General features: G+C 58.8%; 15 protein-coding genes and 2 pseudogenes. 11 read left to right on the plus strand and 6 right to left on the minus strand.

The genetic code is table 11. The annotated features are described in order from the left end of the window. Positions 1-10 precede the first annotated feature (10 nt). The 6 genes from nuoI to nuoN are packed head-to-tail and all read left to right on the plus strand — an operon-like array spanning position 11 to position 6,244. The gene (gene nuoI / locus PMYSY11_RS11545) at positions 11-559 is read left to right on the plus strand and encodes an NADH-quinone oxidoreductase subunit NuoI (RefSeq protein ID WP_069900254.1); all 549 of its coding nucleotides are present in this window, start codon (positions 11-13) and stop codon (positions 557-559) included. Between the two features lie 9 nt (positions 560-568). Next, positions 569-1,078, plus strand: a complete 510-nt coding sequence (gene nuoJ / locus PMYSY11_RS11550) for an NADH-quinone oxidoreductase subunit J (protein WP_069900253.1) — start codon at positions 569-571, stop codon at positions 1,076-1,078. Beyond that, on the plus strand, positions 1,075-1,383 hold the full coding sequence (gene nuoK, locus PMYSY11_RS11555) for an NADH-quinone oxidoreductase subunit NuoK (RefSeq protein WP_069900252.1): 309 nt from the start codon (positions 1,075-1,077) through the stop codon (positions 1,381-1,383). Before nuoJ ends, nuoK begins: the two co-directional genes overlap by 4 nt. Next, positions 1,380-3,227: an NADH-quinone oxidoreductase subunit L gene (gene nuoL / locus PMYSY11_RS11560; protein ID WP_069900251.1), complete on the plus strand. Its 1,848-nt coding sequence runs from the start codon at positions 1,380-1,382 to the stop codon at positions 3,225-3,227. The genes nuoK and nuoL overlap by 4 nt, the downstream gene beginning before the upstream one ends. A 15-nt stretch (positions 3,228-3,242) precedes the next feature. Further along, complete coding sequence (nuoM, locus tag PMYSY11_RS11565) at positions 3,243-4,772, plus strand: NADH-quinone oxidoreductase subunit M (RefSeq protein ID WP_150549264.1); 1,530 nt, start codon at positions 3,243-3,245, stop codon at positions 4,770-4,772. Positions 4,773-4,780: 8 nt separating this feature from the next. Continuing rightward, the gene (gene nuoN / locus PMYSY11_RS11570) at positions 4,781-6,244 is read left to right on the plus strand and encodes an NADH-quinone oxidoreductase subunit NuoN (RefSeq protein WP_069900249.1); all 1,464 of its coding nucleotides are present in this window, start codon (positions 4,781-4,783) and stop codon (positions 6,242-6,244) included. Between the two features lie 76 nt (positions 6,245-6,320). On the opposite strand, the gene stpA is transcribed toward nuoN, so the two are convergent. Next, positions 6,321-7,592 carry a glucosylglycerol 3-phosphatase gene (stpA, locus tag PMYSY11_RS11575; protein WP_150549265.1) on the minus strand — a complete coding sequence of 424 codons (1,272 nt, stop codon included), beginning with the start codon at positions 7,590-7,592 and terminating at the stop codon, positions 6,321-6,323. Positions 7,593-7,752: 160 nt separating this feature from the next. Continuing rightward, the gene (locus tag PMYSY11_RS11580) at positions 7,753-9,072 is read right to left on the minus strand and encodes a Na+/H+ antiporter family protein (RefSeq protein ID WP_150549266.1); all 1,320 of its coding nucleotides are present in this window, start codon (positions 9,070-9,072) and stop codon (positions 7,753-7,755) included. Between the two features lie 184 nt (positions 9,073-9,256). Between PMYSY11_RS11580 and PMYSY11_RS11585 the strand changes: the two genes are divergently transcribed. The 3 genes and pseudogenes from PMYSY11_RS11585 to PMYSY11_RS22140 form a co-directional block, all read left to right on the plus strand. Then, the gene (locus PMYSY11_RS11585) at positions 9,257-9,853 is read left to right on the plus strand and encodes an NADPH-dependent FMN reductase (protein ID WP_069900246.1); all 597 of its coding nucleotides are present in this window, start codon (positions 9,257-9,259) and stop codon (positions 9,851-9,853) included. Positions 9,854-10,297: 444 nt separating this feature from the next. Continuing rightward, positions 10,298-11,263, plus strand: a pseudogene (locus PMYSY11_RS22135) (PDC sensor domain-containing protein); the annotation flags it as partial. Positions 11,264-11,605: 342 nt separating this feature from the next. Further along, positions 11,606-12,121: pseudogene (locus PMYSY11_RS22140) on the plus strand (methyl-accepting chemotaxis protein); the annotation flags it as partial. Positions 12,122-12,184: 63 nt separating this feature from the next. On the opposite strand, the gene PMYSY11_RS11595 reads toward PMYSY11_RS22140, so the two are convergent. The 4 genes from PMYSY11_RS11595 to PMYSY11_RS11610 are packed head-to-tail and all read right to left on the minus strand — an operon-like array spanning position 12,185 to position 14,786. Next, on the minus strand, positions 12,185-13,507 hold the full coding sequence (locus tag PMYSY11_RS11595; RefSeq protein ID WP_090512036.1) for an ATP-binding protein: 1,323 nt from the start codon (positions 13,505-13,507) through the stop codon (positions 12,185-12,187). Next, entirely contained in the window at positions 13,504-14,172 is a 669-nt protein-coding gene (locus tag PMYSY11_RS11600; RefSeq protein ID WP_150549268.1) for a response regulator transcription factor, read from the minus strand. The genes PMYSY11_RS11595 and PMYSY11_RS11600 overlap by 4 nt, the downstream gene beginning before the upstream one ends. Further along, a complete protein-coding gene (locus PMYSY11_RS11605) occupies positions 14,173-14,478 on the minus strand; it encodes a PepSY domain-containing protein (RefSeq protein WP_069900242.1) in 306 nt (101 codons plus the stop codon). It abuts the gene before it with no gap. Then, positions 14,475-14,786 (minus strand): PepSY domain-containing protein, encoded by a 312-nt coding sequence (locus PMYSY11_RS11610; RefSeq protein WP_069900389.1) that lies wholly within the window; start codon positions 14,784-14,786, stop codon positions 14,475-14,477. Before PMYSY11_RS11610 ends, PMYSY11_RS11605 begins: the two co-directional genes overlap by 4 nt. Before the next feature lie 174 nt (positions 14,787-14,960). Between PMYSY11_RS11610 and PMYSY11_RS11615 the strand changes: the two genes are divergently transcribed. After that, the gene (locus PMYSY11_RS11615; protein WP_150549269.1) at positions 14,961-16,043 is read left to right on the plus strand and encodes a patatin-like phospholipase domain-containing protein; all 1,083 of its coding nucleotides are present in this window, start codon (positions 14,961-14,963) and stop codon (positions 16,041-16,043) included. A gap of 231 nt (positions 16,044-16,274) precedes the next feature. Beyond that, positions 16,275-16,544 (plus strand): hypothetical protein, encoded by a 270-nt coding sequence (locus PMYSY11_RS11620; protein ID WP_069900240.1) that lies wholly within the window; start codon positions 16,275-16,277, stop codon positions 16,542-16,544. The last annotated feature ends 98 nt before the right edge of the window (positions 16,545-16,642 follow it).

Consider the following 16,642-nt stretch of genomic DNA (forward strand, 5'->3'; position numbering starts at 1 on the left):
GGAGCTTTATATGTTTACTTACATCAAGGATGTCGTGCACGGCACCTACACCCAGCTTCGCAGCCTGGTGATGGTGTTCAGTCACGGTTTCCGCAAACGCGACACGCTGCAATACCCTGAAGAAGCAGTTTATTTGCCGCCGCGCTACCGTGGCCGCATCGTCCTGACCCGCGATCCCGACGGTGAAGAACGCTGCGTAGCCTGCAACCTGTGCGCTGTCGCCTGCCCGGTCGGTTGTATCTCGCTGCAAAAGGCCGAAACCGAAGACGGCCGCTGGTATCCGGATTTCTTCCGCATCAACTTCTCGCGCTGCATTTTCTGCGGCCTGTGCGAAGAAGCATGCCCGACCACCGCGATCCAGCTGACCCCGGATTTCGAGATGGGCGAGTACAAGCGCCAGGACCTGGTGTATGAAAAGGAAGACCTGCTGATCTCGGGCCCGGGCAAATACCCGGACTACAACTTCTACCGCGTCGCCGGCATGGCCATTGCCGGCAAGCCGAAAGGCGCTGCGCAGAACGAAGCCGAGCCGATCAACGTGAAAGGCTTGCTGCCCTAAGGACGAACAATGGAATTCGCTTTCTACTTCGCCGCGGGTGTTGCCGTGGCTGCCACGTTCAGAGTTATCACCAATACCAATCCGGTGCATGCCCTGCTCTATCTGATCGTCTCGTTGCTCGCCGTGTCGATGACCTTCTTTGCCCTCGGTGCGCCGTTTGCCGGTGCGCTCGAAGTCATCGTCTACGCCGGCGCCATCATGGTGCTGTTCGTCTTCGTGGTGATGATGCTCAACCTCGGGCCGGATGCGGTCGAGCAAGAGAAAAAATGGCTATCGCCCGGCATTTGGGTGGGGCCAGCCATTCTCTCAACCCTGCTGCTGGCGCAATTACTCTACGCACTGTTCGTCGAGCCTTCCGGCACGACTATCGGCGGCTCTACCGTCAGCGCCAAAACCGTGGGTATCAGCCTGTTTGGCCCGTATTTGCTGGTGGTCGAACTGGCTTCAATGCTGTTGCTTGCCGCACTGGTCGCCGCCTACCACTTGGGCCGCCACGACGCTAAGGATGTGACGCCATGAATGGAATTCCAATGGAGCATGGCCTCGCGCTCGCGGGCTTGTTGTTCAGCCTGGGCCTGATCGGCCTGATGGTACGGCGCAACATCCTGTTCGTGCTGATGAGTCTTGAAGTCATGATGAACGCCACCGCACTGGCCTTTATTGTCGCGGGGAGCCGCTGGGCACAGCCCGACGGCCAGGTGATGTTCATTCTGGTGATCACCCTTGCCGCCGCCGAGGCCAGCATTGGTCTGGCGATTCTGCTGCAACTGTATCGCCGCTTTAATACCCTCGATATCGACGCTGCAAGCGAGATGCGCGGATGAACCTACTATTTCTGACCTTCGTATTTCCTCTGCTCGGCTGGTTGCTGCTGTCGTTCTCACGTGGGCGCATTTCGGAAAATCTGGCCGCGCTGATTGGCGTGGGCTCCGTCGGCCTTTCGGCGCTGACGGCTGCCTGGGTGATCCTGCAGTTCAACATCAACCCGCCGGCTGATGGCGTATTCACCCAGGTGCTTTGGCAGTGGATGGACGTCGACGGCTTCGCACCGAGCTTCACCCTGTATCTGGACGGTTTGTCGGTGACCATGCTCGGTGTCGTCACCGGCGTCGGTTTTCTGATTCACCTGTTCGCCAGCTGGTACATGCGCGGCGAAGAAGGCTACTCGCGCTTCTTCTCTTACACCAACCTGTTCATCGCCAGCATGCTGTTTCTGGTGCTCGGCGATAACCTGCTGTTCCTCTACTTCGGCTGGGAAGGCGTGGGGCTCTGCTCGTACCTGCTGATCGGCTTCTACTACAAGCACACCGCCAACGGCAATGCGGCGCTGAAAGCCTTTATCGTTACGCGCATTGGTGATGTGTTCATGGCCATCGGCCTGTTCATTCTGTTCCAGCATCTGGGCACCTTGAACATTCAGGAACTGATGGTGCTGGCGCCGCAGAAGTATGTTGCCGGAGACACCTGGCTCTGGGTGGCCACCCTGATGTTGCTCGGCGGTGCAGTCGGCAAGTCCGCACAGCTACCGCTACAGACCTGGCTGGCTGATGCGATGGCCGGCCCGACGCCAGTTTCGGCGCTGATTCACGCGGCCACCATGGTTACGGCAGGTGTTTACCTGATTGCCCGCACCCACGGCTTGTTCCTGCTGACACCGGATATTCTCGAACTGGTGGGCATTGTCGGTGGCGTGACCCTGGTCATGGCCGGTTTCGCGGCGTTGGTGCAAACCGACATCAAGCGCATTCTGGCCTATTCGACCATGAGCCAGATCGGCTACATGTTCCTCGCACTGGGCGTAGGCGCATGGGACGCGGCGATCTTCCACCTGATGACCCACGCCTTCTTTAAGGCCCTGTTGTTCCTCGCCTCGGGCGCGGTGATCAACGCCTGTCACCACGAACAGAACATCTTCAAGATGGGCGGTTTGTGGAAGAAGCTGCCATTGGCCTACGCCAGCTTTATCGTCGGTGGTTCTGCGCTTGCCGCCCTGCCGCTGATTACCGCCGGTTTCTATTCCAAGGATGAGATCCTTTGGGAAGCCCTCGCCAGCGGCCACAGTTATCTGCTGTATGCCGGTTTGGTGGGTGCGTTTCTGACCTCGATCTACACCTTCCGCCTGATCTTCATCGCGTTCCACGGTGAGGCCAAAACCGAAGCGCACGCTGGCCACGGCATTGCCCATTCGCTGCCGTTGATGGTGCTGATTGTGCTGTCGACCTTCATCGGCGCACTCATCACCCCACCGCTGGCAGGTGTGTTGCCAGAGAGCGTCGGGCATGCGGGCGGTGAGGCGCAACACGGCCTCGAAATCACCTCTGGTGTGATCGCCATCGCCGGCATCCTGCTCGCGGCCATGCTGTTTCTCGGCAAGCGCAAAGTCGCCAGCAGCATCGCCCACAGTCCGGTTGGTCGCTTCCTTTCGGCCTGGTGGTTTGCCGCGTGGGGCTTCGATTGGCTGTACGACAAACTCTTTGTGCGGCCGTATCTGCTGATTACCCACTTGCTCCGGCGCGATCCGTTCGATCGCATTATCGGGCTGGTACCGCGCTTTGTCCGGGTGTGCAACGTGCTGCTGGCCAGCACTGTCACCGGCAAATTGCGCTGGTACGCCATGTCTATCGCTGGGGGCGCTGTGCTGGTTCTCGCCCTGTTGTTACTGAATTAAGGAAAACCGACAGTCATGATTCTGCCCTGGCTAATCCTTATCCCCTTTATTGGCGGCCTGCTTTGCTGGCAAACCGAGCGGTTCAGCAACACGCTGCCGCGCTGGATCGCCCTCGTCACCATGCTTCTGCTGTTCGGCTTTGGTCTGTTGCTGTGGATCACCGGCGATTTCACCCAGGCCCCAGCGCCAGGCGGTGATCCGGTGTGGGCTCACGAGTTTCAGGTGCAGTGGATCCCGCGTCTGGGCATCACCCTGCACTTGGCCATGGACGGTTTGTCTGTGCTCATGGTCGCCCTCACCGGCCTGCTCGGCGTGCTTTCGGTGCTGTGTTCATGGAACGAGATTCAAAACCGCGTGGGCTTCTTCCACCTCAACCTGATGTGGATTCTCGGCGGCGTAGTCGGCGTATTCCTCGCCGTCGACTTGTTCCTGTTCTTCTTTTTCTGGGAAATGATGCTGGTGCCGATGTACTTCCTCATCGCGCTCTGGGGTCATAGCGGCAGCGAAGGTAAGACCCGCATCAACGCGGCGACCAAGTTCTTCATCTACACCCAGGCCAGCGGCCTGATCATGCTGATTACAATTGTCAGCCTGGTGTTTGTGCACTTCGACCAGACCGGCGTATTGACCTTCAACTACGCCGACCTGCTGAAAACGCAAATGTCACGCTCGACCGAATACCTGCTGATGCTTGGCTTCTTCGTCGCCTTCGCGGTGAAGTTTCCGGTGGTGCCGTTCCACTCCTGGCTGCCGGATGCACATGCTCAGGCACCTACGGCGGGTTCGGTTGACCTTGCCGGTATTCTGCTGAAAACCGCAGCCTACGGCTTGATCCGCTTCGCCTTGCCGCTGTTCCCGCATGCCTCGGCCGAGTTCGCGCCGATTGCCATGTGGCTCGGTGCATTTGCGATTATTTACGGCGCCTTGCTGTCGTTCGCGCAAACCGACATTAAACGCCTGATCGCCTACTCCAGCGTCTCGCACATGGGTTTTGTACTCATCGCCATCTACTCCGGCAGCGAAATTGCCATGCAGGGCGCGGTTGTGCAGATGATGGCGCACGGTTTGTCAGCGGCCGCCCTGTTCATTCTCTGCGGCCAGCTCTATGAGCGTCTCGGCACGCGGGATATGCGCGAAATGGGCGGTATCTGGGGGCGCATGCCCTGGCTTCCGGCAATCAGCCTGTTCTTCGCCGCTGCCGCGCTGGGTATGCCCGGCACCGGCAACTTTGTTGGCGAGTTCCTGATCCTGATCGGCAGCTTCCCAGTTGCTCCCTGGCTCACCGCGATTGCGGCCACCGGCCTGGTATTTGGTTCGGTCTACTCGCTGATCATGATTCACCGCGCCTACTTCGGCCCGGCCAAATCCGACGCACCGCTGGCGGGCCTGAAAGCTCGTGAATTGAGTATGGTGCTGGGTCTGGCTGCGCTGCTGGTGTTGCTTGGCGTGTATCCGCAGCCGGTGCTCGACACCTCCGCAGCCAGTACGCATGGCGTACAGATGTGGATGAGCAACGCCCTCAATCAACTCGAACTGGCTCGGTAAGTAGTTTTATGGATCTCACAATTCAACACTTCCACGCACTGCTGCCACTGCTGATTACCAGCATCACCCTGATTGCGGTGATGCTCGGTATTGCCTGGAAGCGCGACCATGCGCTGGCGTTCGGCATTTCGGTGATTGGCCTCAATCTGGCGCTGTTTTCAGTGTTCATTGCCGCCAGCGCTACCCCCATCGAAGTCACGCCGCTGCTCAAGATCGACAAGTTCGCCTGCTTCTACATGGCGCTGGTACTCGCCTCGACGCTGGCCTGCGTCACCCTGATCCACGCCTACCTTGGCAACGAACCGGGCAAAGGTTATCCGGGCAACCGCGAAGAACTCTATCTGCTGATGCTGCTCTCGGCGGCGGGCGGTCTGGTGCTGGTCAGTGCCCAGCATCTGGCGGGACTGTTCATTGGCCTGGAACTGCTGTCGGTGCCGAGCTACGGAATGATCGCGTACGCGTTCTTCAACAAGCGCTCGCTGGAAGCCGGTATCAAGTACATGGTGCTGTCGGCGGCGGGCTCGGCCTTTTTGCTGTTCGGCATGGCGTTGCTCTATGCCGAAGCTGGCAGCCTGAGCTTCAACGGCATCGCCGCGCTGCTGACCAACAGCACCGCACCTGCGCTGATTGTTGAAGTGGGCTTCGGCATGATGCTGGTTGGCCTCGCCTTCAAACTCTCACTCGTACCGTTCCATCTGTGGACGCCGGATGTCTACGAAGGTGCGCCCGCCCCGGTCGCCGCCTTCCTGGCAACGGCCAGCAAAGTGGCGGTGTTTGCGGTGCTGCTGCGTCTGTATCAGATGTCACCGGCCGCCAGCGGTGGCTGGATGAGCGACCTGCTGAGCCTGATTGCCATCGCCTCGATTCTGGTCGGTAACCTGCTCGCCTTGTTGCAGAACAACATCAAGCGCCTGCTGGGTTATTCATCCATCGCCCACTTCGGCTATTTGCTGATCGCCCTGATCGCCAGCAAGGGCCTGGCCACTGAGGCCATCTCGGTGTACCTGATGACCTACGTGCTGACCACCCTGGGTGCGTTCGGCGTGATAACCCTGATGTCGACGCCTTTCACCGGCCGCGATGCCGATGCGCTGTACGAGTACCGCGGGCTGTTCTGGCGCCGTCCGTACCTCACGGCAGTACTGACGGTGATGATGCTCTCACTGGCCGGTATCCCGCTCACGGCAGGTTTTATCGGCAAGTTCTACATCATCGGTGTGGGTGTGCAATCTCAGCAATGGTGGCTGCTGGCTGCATTGGTGGTGGGCAGCGCGATTGGCGTTTTCTACTACCTGCGCGTCATGGTTACCCTGTTTCTGGTTGAGCCGAACCTGCGTCGTCACGATGCGCCGTTTGACTGGGGCCAGCGCGCTGGCGGCATGATGCTGATGATTGTCGCCTTGCTGGCGTTCATTCTCGGCGTTTACCCGCAACCGTTGCTGTCGCTGGTAGCCAACATGGGCCTCGGCTAAGAGGCTTGTTGCGAGGCGTGCGGCCATCCTGGCGCACGCCTCAACGCCAAACCTGTTACATCCCCTCGCGCGCTATTCAGCGCTGCATGCGCCGCTCGGCCAGCGTACAGAAGAACTCGACATACTGCTGATAACCCCCGGCGAAGATGACATCAAGGCGCAGCGGATCGTGTGCGTCGGTGATGTTGACAAGCCCGGGCCACGGTTGCAGATCGGCCTGCTGCGCGTAGCGCTGTAAATAGGCAGCATCAACCCCGGGCCTCTTCACCTCGCCAGCGCTGCTGTCGATATACACCACCTGATTATCACGCTCGAACGACTCGCCCAGTGCCTGCACCACACTCAGGAATCCGCGATCACTGCCGCCACGCTGTTGCTCTGTTCCGTTCTCAGCGGTGCTGGAACTGAGCGTATCGCCGACTCCGACAATGCGCGGCATCAACGCGCGGTCAAAGTGCTTACTGGCCAGCGCCAGCAAACCATCGAGATCACGCGGGGCCTGTCGCGCATTGAAGTCTTCACCCAGCGGGTATTCGCCGGTCATGCTGAAGTAGTAATGGTTAAGGATCACCAGCACCCCGACTTCCTTGATCGCGCCGGTGAGCATGAATTGAAAATCAGTGGTCCCGGCATTGTCTTCACTCTCAGGTTTCAGGCGCTCAAGCCCTTGGCTGTCGCGGCCCGAGTTGGGCGCATAGTGCGTGAAAAAACAGCCTTCAAGGCCCTGTTCGATCGCCTCGCGGTGTAGCGCGTCGAGGAAGCTGGCGAGGTCATTTTGCAACTGGCGGTAAAGCCCGTCTGATGCTGCAAAATGCCGGTAGAACGCATTGATGTTAACCGTGGGCGACGCCAGATTATCCAGCACGGTCGAGGCAATCAGCCGCTCGGCTGTGGCGCTGTCCAGGCTATATGGCGCACTGCTGAGTCGCGCTCGCAAGAACGCTGCGGCCTTGTGCGGAACCTGCTGCAAAAACGCTAATTCGGCGTCCGATACACCCGGATGCGTCACAACGCCAAAACGGTCTTGCAGCTGCACGCCGCCGGCGGCCAAACCCGGCAGATAAAGACCCTCCTGCGCCGCTAAAGACGGCGTGGCACAAGCCCTTTCAACAATCGGGTTCACGCCGCGGCTGCCGATATGCTCGCCGTTGGTCAGTACATAGAATTGGTCGGCAAGGCGCGCTGCGGCAGCGATATAACGCGGTTCGATCTGGCGGGTCAGCGGATCGCCAACCAGCTGCATGCAGACGCCGTCGAGGTCTTGAATAATCAGCAGTTGCTCGGTCGCCAGCAGCGATTCGAGCAGTTCGGTGGAATCGAGGGAATACCCTTTTTGATAATCAGCCATGCACCCATGTTAACCGCGCAAAGCGATTGAGCCCAAGTGCTGGACGGGTGGCAGGTCTTGGCGTGTGCTGATCGTTAAGCGGTATAGAGGCAGGACTAGCGGGGAAAGCTGTGCAGCGAAAGGCGGATGAACAGAGTGTTCATCCGCCCTGCGGAGGCGTTTACAGAACCATCGCGGCGACCCAGCCGAAGATGATCAGCGGGATGTTGTAGTGCAGGAAGGTCGGCACCACGCTGTCCCAGATATGGTTGTGCTGGCCGTCGATGTTCAGGCCCGAGGTTGGCCCCAGTGTCGAATCAGACGCGGGCGAGCCGGCATCACCCAGCGCACCAGCGGTGCCGACGATGCAGACAATGGCGATCGGACTGAAACCCAACTGCACGCCCAGCGGCACGAAAATAGCGGCGATGATTGGCACCGTCGAGAACGACGAGCCAATGCCCATGGTCACCAGCAAACCCACCAGCAGCATCAGCAACGCGCCAATCGCTTTGTTGTTGCCGATCAGCGTGGCGGCGCTGTCTACCAGACTCTTCACATCGCCGGTGGCACGCATCACTTCAGCGAAGCCTGCGGCGGCGATCATGATGAAGCCGATCATGGCCATCATCTTCATGCCTTCGGTGAACAGGTCATCGGCCTCTTTCCAGCGCACCACGCCGGAAACAGAGAAAATCACGAAACCGGCCAATGCCCCGATAATCATCGAGTCGAGCCAAAGTTGCACCACGAACGCGACGGCCACAGCAACGCCGGCAACCAGCAAGCTTTTGGGGTTGTAGCTGACGTCTGAGCGCTCGACCTGCTCGATTTTCTCAAGGTCATATACGCGCTTCTTGCGGTAGCTGAACAACACGGCCACCAGCAGGCCGCAGAGCATGCCCAGTGCAGGCAAGGCCATTGCGTGCGTCACGCTGATACCGGTGATATCGACACCGGCCTTGGCGACGTTACCGAGCAGAATTTCTTTCAGGAAGATCCCGCCAAACCCTACCGGCAAGAACATATAAGGCGTTACCAGACCGAACGTGAGCACGCAGGCGATCAGGCGACGGTCGAGCTGCATTTTGCTCATTACATACAGCAGCGGCGGAACCAGCAGCGGAATGAAGGCAATGTGAATCGGCAGAATGTTCTGCGATGAGATCGCTACGCAGAGCAGCAGCGCCAGCAAAATCCACTTCAACGGCCCGGCGCCCTGCTGCTCTTGTTTGCCGACCATGGTCAGGGCTTTATCTGCCAGCGCATGCGCCATGCCAGACTTGGCGATGGCAACTGCGAATGCACCCAGCAGCGCATAAGACAGTGCAACCGTAGCACCGCCACCCAGGCCATCGTTGAAGGCTTTCAGCGATCCTTCGATACCCAGCCCGCCGATCATGCCACCGGCCAATGCGCCGACAATAAGTGCGACAACCACGTGCACCCGGCACAAGCTCAGGATCAGCATGATGCCGACCGCTGCAATTACTGCGTTCATTACTCGCTCCCAAATAGCCGCCAGCCCAGCATTCACGCGCGGGCGACGCTGAAAAAGGCGCGTACTCTGCCGCAAGCAACCGGTGCTGTCAAAACACCATCGCTAATCCCATGACCTGCAGCAAGCCATTGCCCGCCCGCGCATTGCTGGTTAGCCTGCAGAATTCCCTCTCAAAGGACCTGTCATGCTCAACATCGTTCTGGTTGCCGGTTCCAGCCGTGCCAACAGCCAATCAGCAAAAGTCGCCCGCCATCTGCAACAACGACTGATCGAACTCGGCCACACAGCCGAACCCATCTGCAGCGTGCTCGACCTTGGAGAAGCGCCTCTGCCGCTCTGGCCAAGTGAAAATCCGGGGCCTTGGCCGCAATACAGCCAACGCCTGCAAGCCTGTGATGCGCTGGTGGTGGTTGCGCCGGAGTGGAACGGCATGGCCTGCCCGGCGATCAAGAACTTCTTCATCTTTGCCAGCAAAACCGAATTGGCGCATAAGCCGGGCCTGCTGGTCGGCGTTTCGTCCGGCATCGGCGGCGCCTATCCCATTGCTGAACTGCGCGCCTCAAGCTACAAGAATTGCCGGCTGTGCTACCTGCCCGAACACCTGATCGTGCGTAACGTCGAGGCGCTGATGAATGAGGGCCACGCGGCCAGCGACGCGGACGAACGCATCCGCCAACGCGCCGACTATGCACTGGATATTCTGTGCAAATACGCCGAAGCACTTAAGCCTGTGCGCGAGAGCATCAGCTTTGCCAACCCGGCCTTCACCAACGGCATGTGAACGGGCCAACGGTTTAACTACGGAAAAGTGAGGTAAATCGCTGTAGCGCTTCACTTTTCTGTAAAGAATAGACATACCTAGCCGATAGATGGGGTAACCAGAGATAAACCCAAAGGTGCCTCCATGCTGTTCCGTCGGCTCTCCATCCAATTGAAAATCACCTTGCTGGCAGGTCTTTGCCTGTTTGCCGTGGTGGTCTTGCTGGTCAGCGCGTCCATGCTGCAAAGCAATCGCACTGCCGAATTTGTCCGCACCTCAAGCAGCGAAATGCTCAGGGAAAGCGCCGAGAAGCGTCTGGAATCCCGCGCCGAACTGCAGGCAATCCGCATTCAGCGTTACTTCATGGATGCCTATCAGTACGGCCACGGTTTTTCCCGCCAGGTGCTGTTTCTGCGTGATCAAGCCAACAAGCGCTTTCTCGACGCCTTTGACCTGCGCGAAGACATGACGCGCCAAGTGCGCAACAGCCTTGAAGCCAACCCGTCGATTCTGGGGTTGTATCTGGTATTCGAACCAAATGCATTGGATGGCAAGGATGAGCTGTTTGCCGAGCAGACTGAGCTTGGCAGCAACGACAAGGGCCGCTTCTCGCTTTACTGGTCACAACCAACGCCTGGCGAGCTTGAGTCCAGCACAATGACTGAAACCGAGCTCAACAACACCGAAATCGGGGCCAGCGGCGCACCGTACAACACTTGGTACACCTGCCCGCGCGACACCGCCAAGGCCTGTGTGCTTGAGCCCTACTTTGATGATGTGGCAGGCAAGCAGGTGCTGATGACCAGCATCGCTTTTCCGCTGTTTCTCGACGGCAAAGTCATTGGTGTGATGGGCCTGGACATCAGCCTCGACAGCCTGCAAAAACTCAGCACCGATGCCAGCTCAAGCCTGTATGACGGCACCGCCAATATCAGTATTTTCAGCCCTTCAGCATTCCTCGCCGGGCACAGTAAAGATGCCGGCATGCTCAGCAAAAAAGTCGCCGAGGCTTATCCGCAGCAAGCCGCCGAGCTGCTGCCGCTGATCAATAACGGTCAGGCCGCGACGCTCAACCACGGTGATTCCTTGCGCGTGGTTGCGCCGTTCAAGCCGATCCCGGAGGCCGGCAACTGGAGCGTGCTGATTGAAGTGCCGCAAAAGGTGCTACAGGCACCAGCACTCGAACTGGAACAACAGCTCGACACGCGCAGCACCACAGACAGCAGCGTTTCGCTGTTAATTGGTCTGGTCGCGATACTGGTTGGTCTGGGGCTGGTCTGGCTGACCGCGCTGGGTGTGACTAAACCGATCCGCGGCGTTTCCAACATGCTCAAGGATATTGCCTCGGGCGAAGGCGATCTGACGCGCCGCCTGACCTACAACAAAGCCGATGAGCTGGGTGAGTTGGCGGGTTGGTTCAACCGTTTCCTCGACAAGTTGCAGCCGATCATTGCCGAGGTGAAACACAGCGTGGTGGATGCGCGCGGCACAGCCGACCAGTCTGCGGCGATTGCCAGCCAGACCAGCGCGGGCATGCAGCAACAGTTTCGTGAAGTCGATCAGGTGGCCACAGCCTTCCAGGAAATGAGCGCAACTGCGCATGACGTCGCGCAAAGCGCGGCACAGGCAGCCGATGCGGCCCGTAGCGCTGATCAGGCGACACACGAAGGTCTGGGCGTGATCAATCAGACCACCTCCTCCATCGAGTTGCTGGCCAATGAGATGAGCGTGGCCATGGAAGAAGTCGAAGGGCTGGCCACCAGCAGCGAACAAATCGGTTCGGTGCTTGAAGTGATCCGCTCGATTGCCGAGCAAACCAACCTGCTCGCGCTCAACGCAGCTATCGAGGCGGCGCGCGCCGGTGAAGCCGGTCGTGGTTTTGCAGTCGTCGCCGATGAGGTGCGCAATCTTGCGCGCCGCACGCAGGACTCAGTCGAAGAAATTCGTCAGGTAATCGAGAACCTGCAAGGCGGCACCCGTGAGGTGGTCAACACCATGCAGAGCAGCCATCGCCAGGCTCAGGGCAGCGTGCTGCAGGTCGAGCAAGCAGTAGCCGCGCTGCAACGCATCAGTCAGGCGGTGAGTGTGATTACCGACATGAACCTGCAAATCGCCAGCGCCGCCGAAGAGCAAAGCTCGGTGGCCGAAGAGATCAACCGCAACGTGGCCTCGATTCGCGATGTCACCGAGTCGATCACCCTGCAAGCGGACGAAAGTGCGCAGGTCAGCCAGAACCTCAACCGGCTGGCCAATCAACAACAAGGCCTGATGGATCAGTTCCGCGTCTGAACCTGATCCGCCACAAACAACAACGCCCGGTGCAGTGCATCGGGCGTTGTGCTTTGGGCGGTATTAAATATGCGGACGAATCGGCAGCGTGATCTGTACGCGCAAACCGCCGAGGTCACTTTGCTCAAGCTCAATGCTCCCGCCCCAGGCCTCGACAATATCGCGCACAATGCCCAGCCCAAGGCCGTGGCCGCTAACTTGTTCGTCCAGCCGAATGCCGCGGCTAAGCACTTCACTGCGTTTCTCTTCGGCAATTCCGGGGCCGTCATCATCGACCCAAATGCAATAGCCCTGCGCCGTAGTCTCGATGCGCAGTTCAACCTGACTGTTGGCCCACTTGCAGGCGTTGTCGAGCAAGTTACCCAGCAGCTCCAGCACGTCTTCGCGATCACGCGCCAGTCGCAAACCCGGTTTGGCGTGCCACTGCAGATTGATATCGCGCCGGTGAATCATCGCAAGTGTCGAAACCAGGCTTGGCAGTTCGCGATCGCAGTCGAAATAGGCACCCGGCAATACATCCCCGGCTAACCGCGCACGACCCAACTCCCGGCCCATGCGCTGCTCTATCTGCTCGAGCTGATCTTCAAGATTCTTGCGAATCTCGGGTAACTGCACCAGCTCCTCACGCGAAGCCAGACTGAACAGTACCGCCAGCGGGGTTTTCATGGCGTGGCCGAGATTGCCCAGTGCGTTGCGCGAACGTTTGAGGGTTTCTTCGGTATGGGCCAACAGATGGTTGATCTGACCTACCAGCGGCAGCAGTTCTTCCGGCACCTCGTTATCCAGCTCGGCGCGTTGCCCTTGCTGCAATTGGGCGATCTGTTTGCGGGTCTGCTCAAGTGGGCGTAACGCACGGTGCACCAGCCAGCGTTGCAGCAACAACAGCACGAACAGCGCGGCAATGCCCATTGCCAAACCGATCTGCTGAACACGCCTGACGCTTTTGAGAACCGGCGTGTAGTCCTCGGCTACGTAGATCGAAAGCGGCTTGCCGAAGCGCTGATAATCGCCGCGATAGGTCAGCAGTTTCTGCGCTTGCGGGCCGTCGCCCAAGGCCTGCTGTAAACCGGGCGTGCTGGAGGGCTTCAGTTCGCTGTCCCACAGTGAACGTGAACGCCAAGTTTGCCCTGGCGCATCAATGCGAAAGTAATGGCCAGAGTATGGACGCTGGTAGGAAGCGCTGAGCCGGGTTGAGTCGAGCAGTATTCCTTCCGGGCCGCGCACCAGCGCCAGCAAGAGGGTTTGCGCCTCATCTTCGAGGCCGGATTGCAGGTAGCTGCGCAGGCTTTTATCAAACAGCCACACGCTGGTCTGGGCCAGTAGCAGGCCGACGACCAGCAACATGGCGATCAGGCCGATACTTAACTGGCGCTGGATCGACTTCAAGCCATATCACCTGTGAACCGATAGCCCTGACCACGTCGCGTCTCGATGGCATCGCGGCCCAACTTACGGCGCAGGTGATTGACGTGAACCTCGATCACGTTGGAGTCGCGCTCACTCTCGCCGTCGTATAGATGATCAGCAAGGTGGCTCTTCGACAGAATTCGTCCCGGATGCAGCATGAAATAGCGCAACAGGCGGAATTCGGCAGCGGTCAGATCGACTTCCTCGTCGCCCCGATGCACGCATTGGCGGCTCTCATCAAGGCGCAGGCCGGCGGCTTCGATATGCGACTGGTTAGCCAGCCCATGTGCACGGCGCAGCAATGACTGAATGCGTAATTGCAGCTCTTCCGGGTGGAAAGGTTTACTCATGTAATCGTCGGCACCAGCCTTGAGGCCTTCGATGCGCTCAGACCATGAACCGCGCGCAGTCAGCACCAGCACCGGCATGCCCAAACCTGCGGCACGCCACTCCTGCAAGACCTCAAGCCCCGGTTTGCCGGGCAGGCCGAGGTCGAGAATGACCAGATCATAGGGCTCAACTGCGCCCTGGCTCGCGGCATCACGGCCATCCGCCAGCCAATCAACTGCATAGCCTTGGCGGCTCAAACTGGCGACCAACTCGTCGGCCAACGGCACATGATCTTCAACCAATAGCAAACGCATTCAGTCGTCTTCCTCATCCTTCAGGATTTGCCCGTTATGGGCATCCAGATCCAGTTCGCGCACTACACCTTCCTGCGTCAACAACTCGACTTCGTAGACCAGCACACCATGCTCATCCTCAAGCTCTGCACCTAATAACGTCGCCATCGGATAACGCTGCAAGGCGGGTTGCATCAACTGTTCAAGCGGCATTATGACACCTTCACGGCGCAGCCTGAGGGCTTCGTCCTGATCCAGGTCTTTGGCGTGTGCGCCCATGGCCAACGTCATCACGACTAATGCACTGCACAAGACAACGGATTTCATGAGGCGTCCGGCACTTGGTCAATCAACTGTGCATCAGTGGCGTCCAGCGTCAGAGCCCAGCCAACACCCTTTTCATCTTTAACTTCAACCTTATAGCGATATTTTCCATAGGCTTCCTCGACACTGCCCCGGCCAATTCGCGCTCCCGGCAACTGGTCTTGCACGGCCTGATGCAATTGCTCCAGCGGGCGAATGGTGCCGGTCTCGAGTAAATGCTGGGTCTCACCGGCACTCAGTACGCGTGCCTGAGCCATGCCAGCGACGGCCAGAACCAGCGCGACCACCATGACTGCAATAAGACTTTTCATATTGATACCCATATATTCGTTTAGCTTCGAAACAACACTATGGGCATTGACTTAATTGAAGCTGAAAATAGCCGGATCATCAGCAAGCAGGCTTGTAAGCGGCCATTCACCAGCTGAAGTCACTTGGCCTGCTCGCTCTGCGCTCTATAATCGCCCATCGGCTGGAGAACACGCATGAGCGCCATTCATATCAAATCCCGGGCATTGACCCTCAAAGCAGGTCATCGCGCCTTGCACAAAATTCGCCAGCAAGGGCTGCAACCTGCCGATGTCGGCATTATTCCGGGTGCGGCGGGCGGCCCCAAAGCACTAGGCATTCAAGGGCTGGATCTGGCCCTGTTCGGCGACTGGCTGCAACGTGCGCCCCGCCAACGCTCGCTGATCGGTGCATCGATAGGTTCCTGGCGATTTGCCAGCGCCTGCTTGCCGGATTCCGCACAAGGCATTCGCCGGCTTGGCGAGTTATACACTTCGCAGCGTTTCGCCAAAGGCGTGACCATGGCGCAAGTGTCCGCCAGTTGCCGGCAAATGCTCGATGAATTGTTCGACGGCCAGGACCAAGCGGTACTCGACAACCCGAATTACCGACTGAATATCCTCGTGGTCAAAAGCCATGGCCTGCTCGCACTGGATCAGCCGCGCTCACTCGGGCTGGGGCTGGGCGCGGTGATCGGCAACAACATGCTCGGCCGTGCACGACTGTCGCGCCATTTCGAGCGACTGATCATGCACGACGCCCGCTTGCCGCCGCCGCTGCTGCCACTGACCGATTTCCCGTCGCGCTACCTGCCACTGGATATCGACAACCTGCGCCATGCCTTGCTGGCCTCCGGCTCGATTCCTCTGGTAATGGAAGGCGTGCGCGACATTCCGGGCGCTGGCGCCGGTACCTATCGTGATGGCGGCTTGCTCGACTATCACCTTGACCTGCCTTTTCAGGGCGAAGACATCGTGTTGTATCCGCACTTCACCGACCGGGTGATTCCCGGCTGGTTCGACAAGACCATGCCGTGGCGGCGTGCCGATGCGTCGCGCATGCAGGATGTATTGCTGCTTGCGCCGTCGCCGGCGTATCTGGCGAGCCTGCCGTTTGCCAAGTTGCCGGATCGCAAAGACTTCAAACGGTTTTTGGGCGACGACCTGGGCCGTGAACGCTACTGGCGCAAAGCCATGAGCGAGAGCCAGCGGCTGGGCGATGAGTTCCTCGAATTGGTGGAAACAGGCAAGCTTGCAGAGCAGATAACACCCCTGAATTGAACGGTTCAGCCAGTGAAACCCATGGTGTGATTAGCTAGAAACTCCCTTAAAACACCTGTTTTATTGCGCTGGATCAATTCATTTCACTTTTTTATTGAATTCTCAGGATTTTTCCGAACCCGTATGTGACTTCTTGGTCAACTCAAGTCATCAACACCTATAACTGGTCAATGCGGCGCGCTGCACCGCCTGGCCGTTAGGAATACTGGGATTTACTCGGAGAACCGACCCATGAATGCTCCACTGCGTTTCAACGAAGCTCTGCTGATTGCCGACCGCGCTTTTCAACCTTTTCAATGCGTGGCCTGGTCACCACAAAATGGCACTGACGCGATCTCGCTCACTGTTATCGACCGCACCAGCACCCGTGCACTCAACCGCACCCAGCTGTCGAGCCTGACTTACAGTGACCCTGCCCAACTGGCTCAGGCACTGATCGCTTCACGCGAAGAACTCAGCCGTCAGGGTTATACGCTAGCCCCGTGGAGCATGCCGGAGTAATTCCGCGCTGCAAATGGCTATAAGCCAACAAGGGCGCGTGCCTGAACGCACACGCGCCCTGCTCCACCTTCCCTCGTTCATTCGCTGTATTTGGCAAT

The sequence above is a fragment of the Pseudomonas marincola genome, assembly GCF_900682675.2.
GTDB classification, from domain to species: Bacteria; Pseudomonadota; Gammaproteobacteria; order Pseudomonadales; family Pseudomonadaceae; genus Aquipseudomonas; species Aquipseudomonas marincola.

What these genes read in the sequence shown, in the direction of transcription:
- nuoI (WP_069900254.1), top strand. Translation starts at nt 11, where the DNA reads ATGTTTACTTACATCAAGGATGTCGTGCACGGCACCTACACCCAGCTT.
- nuoJ (WP_069900253.1), top strand. Translation starts at nt 569, where the DNA reads ATGGAATTCGCTTTCTACTTCGCCGCGGGTGTTGCCGTGGCTGCCACG.
- nuoK (WP_069900252.1), top strand. Translation starts at nt 1,075, where the DNA reads ATGAATGGAATTCCAATGGAGCATGGCCTCGCGCTCGCGGGCTTGTTG.
- nuoL (WP_069900251.1), top strand. Translation starts at nt 1,380, where the DNA reads ATGAACCTACTATTTCTGACCTTCGTATTTCCTCTGCTCGGCTGGTTG.
- nuoM (WP_150549264.1), top strand. Translation starts at nt 3,243, where the DNA reads ATGATTCTGCCCTGGCTAATCCTTATCCCCTTTATTGGCGGCCTGCTT.
- nuoN (WP_069900249.1), top strand. Translation starts at nt 4,781, where the DNA reads ATGGATCTCACAATTCAACACTTCCACGCACTGCTGCCACTGCTGATT.
- stpA (WP_150549265.1), bottom strand. Translation starts at nt 7,592, where the DNA reads ATGGCTGATTATCAAAAAGGGTATTCCCTCGATTCCACCGAACTGCTC.
- PMYSY11_RS11580 (WP_150549266.1), bottom strand. Translation starts at nt 9,072, where the DNA reads ATGAACGCAGTAATTGCAGCGGTCGGCATCATGCTGATCCTGAGCTTG.
- PMYSY11_RS11585 (WP_069900246.1), top strand. Translation starts at nt 9,257, where the DNA reads ATGCTCAACATCGTTCTGGTTGCCGGTTCCAGCCGTGCCAACAGCCAA.
- PMYSY11_RS11600 (WP_150549268.1), bottom strand. Translation starts at nt 14,172, where the DNA reads ATGCGTTTGCTATTGGTTGAAGATCATGTGCCGTTGGCCGACGAGTTG.
- PMYSY11_RS11605 (WP_069900242.1), bottom strand. Translation starts at nt 14,478, where the DNA reads ATGAAATCCGTTGTCTTGTGCAGTGCATTAGTCGTGATGACGTTGGCC.
- PMYSY11_RS11610 (WP_069900389.1), bottom strand. Translation starts at nt 14,786, where the DNA reads ATGAAAAGTCTTATTGCAGTCATGGTGGTCGCGCTGGTTCTGGCCGTC.
- PMYSY11_RS11615 (WP_150549269.1), top strand. Translation starts at nt 14,961, where the DNA reads ATGAGCGCCATTCATATCAAATCCCGGGCATTGACCCTCAAAGCAGGT.
- PMYSY11_RS11620 (WP_069900240.1), top strand. Translation starts at nt 16,275, where the DNA reads ATGAATGCTCCACTGCGTTTCAACGAAGCTCTGCTGATTGCCGACCGC.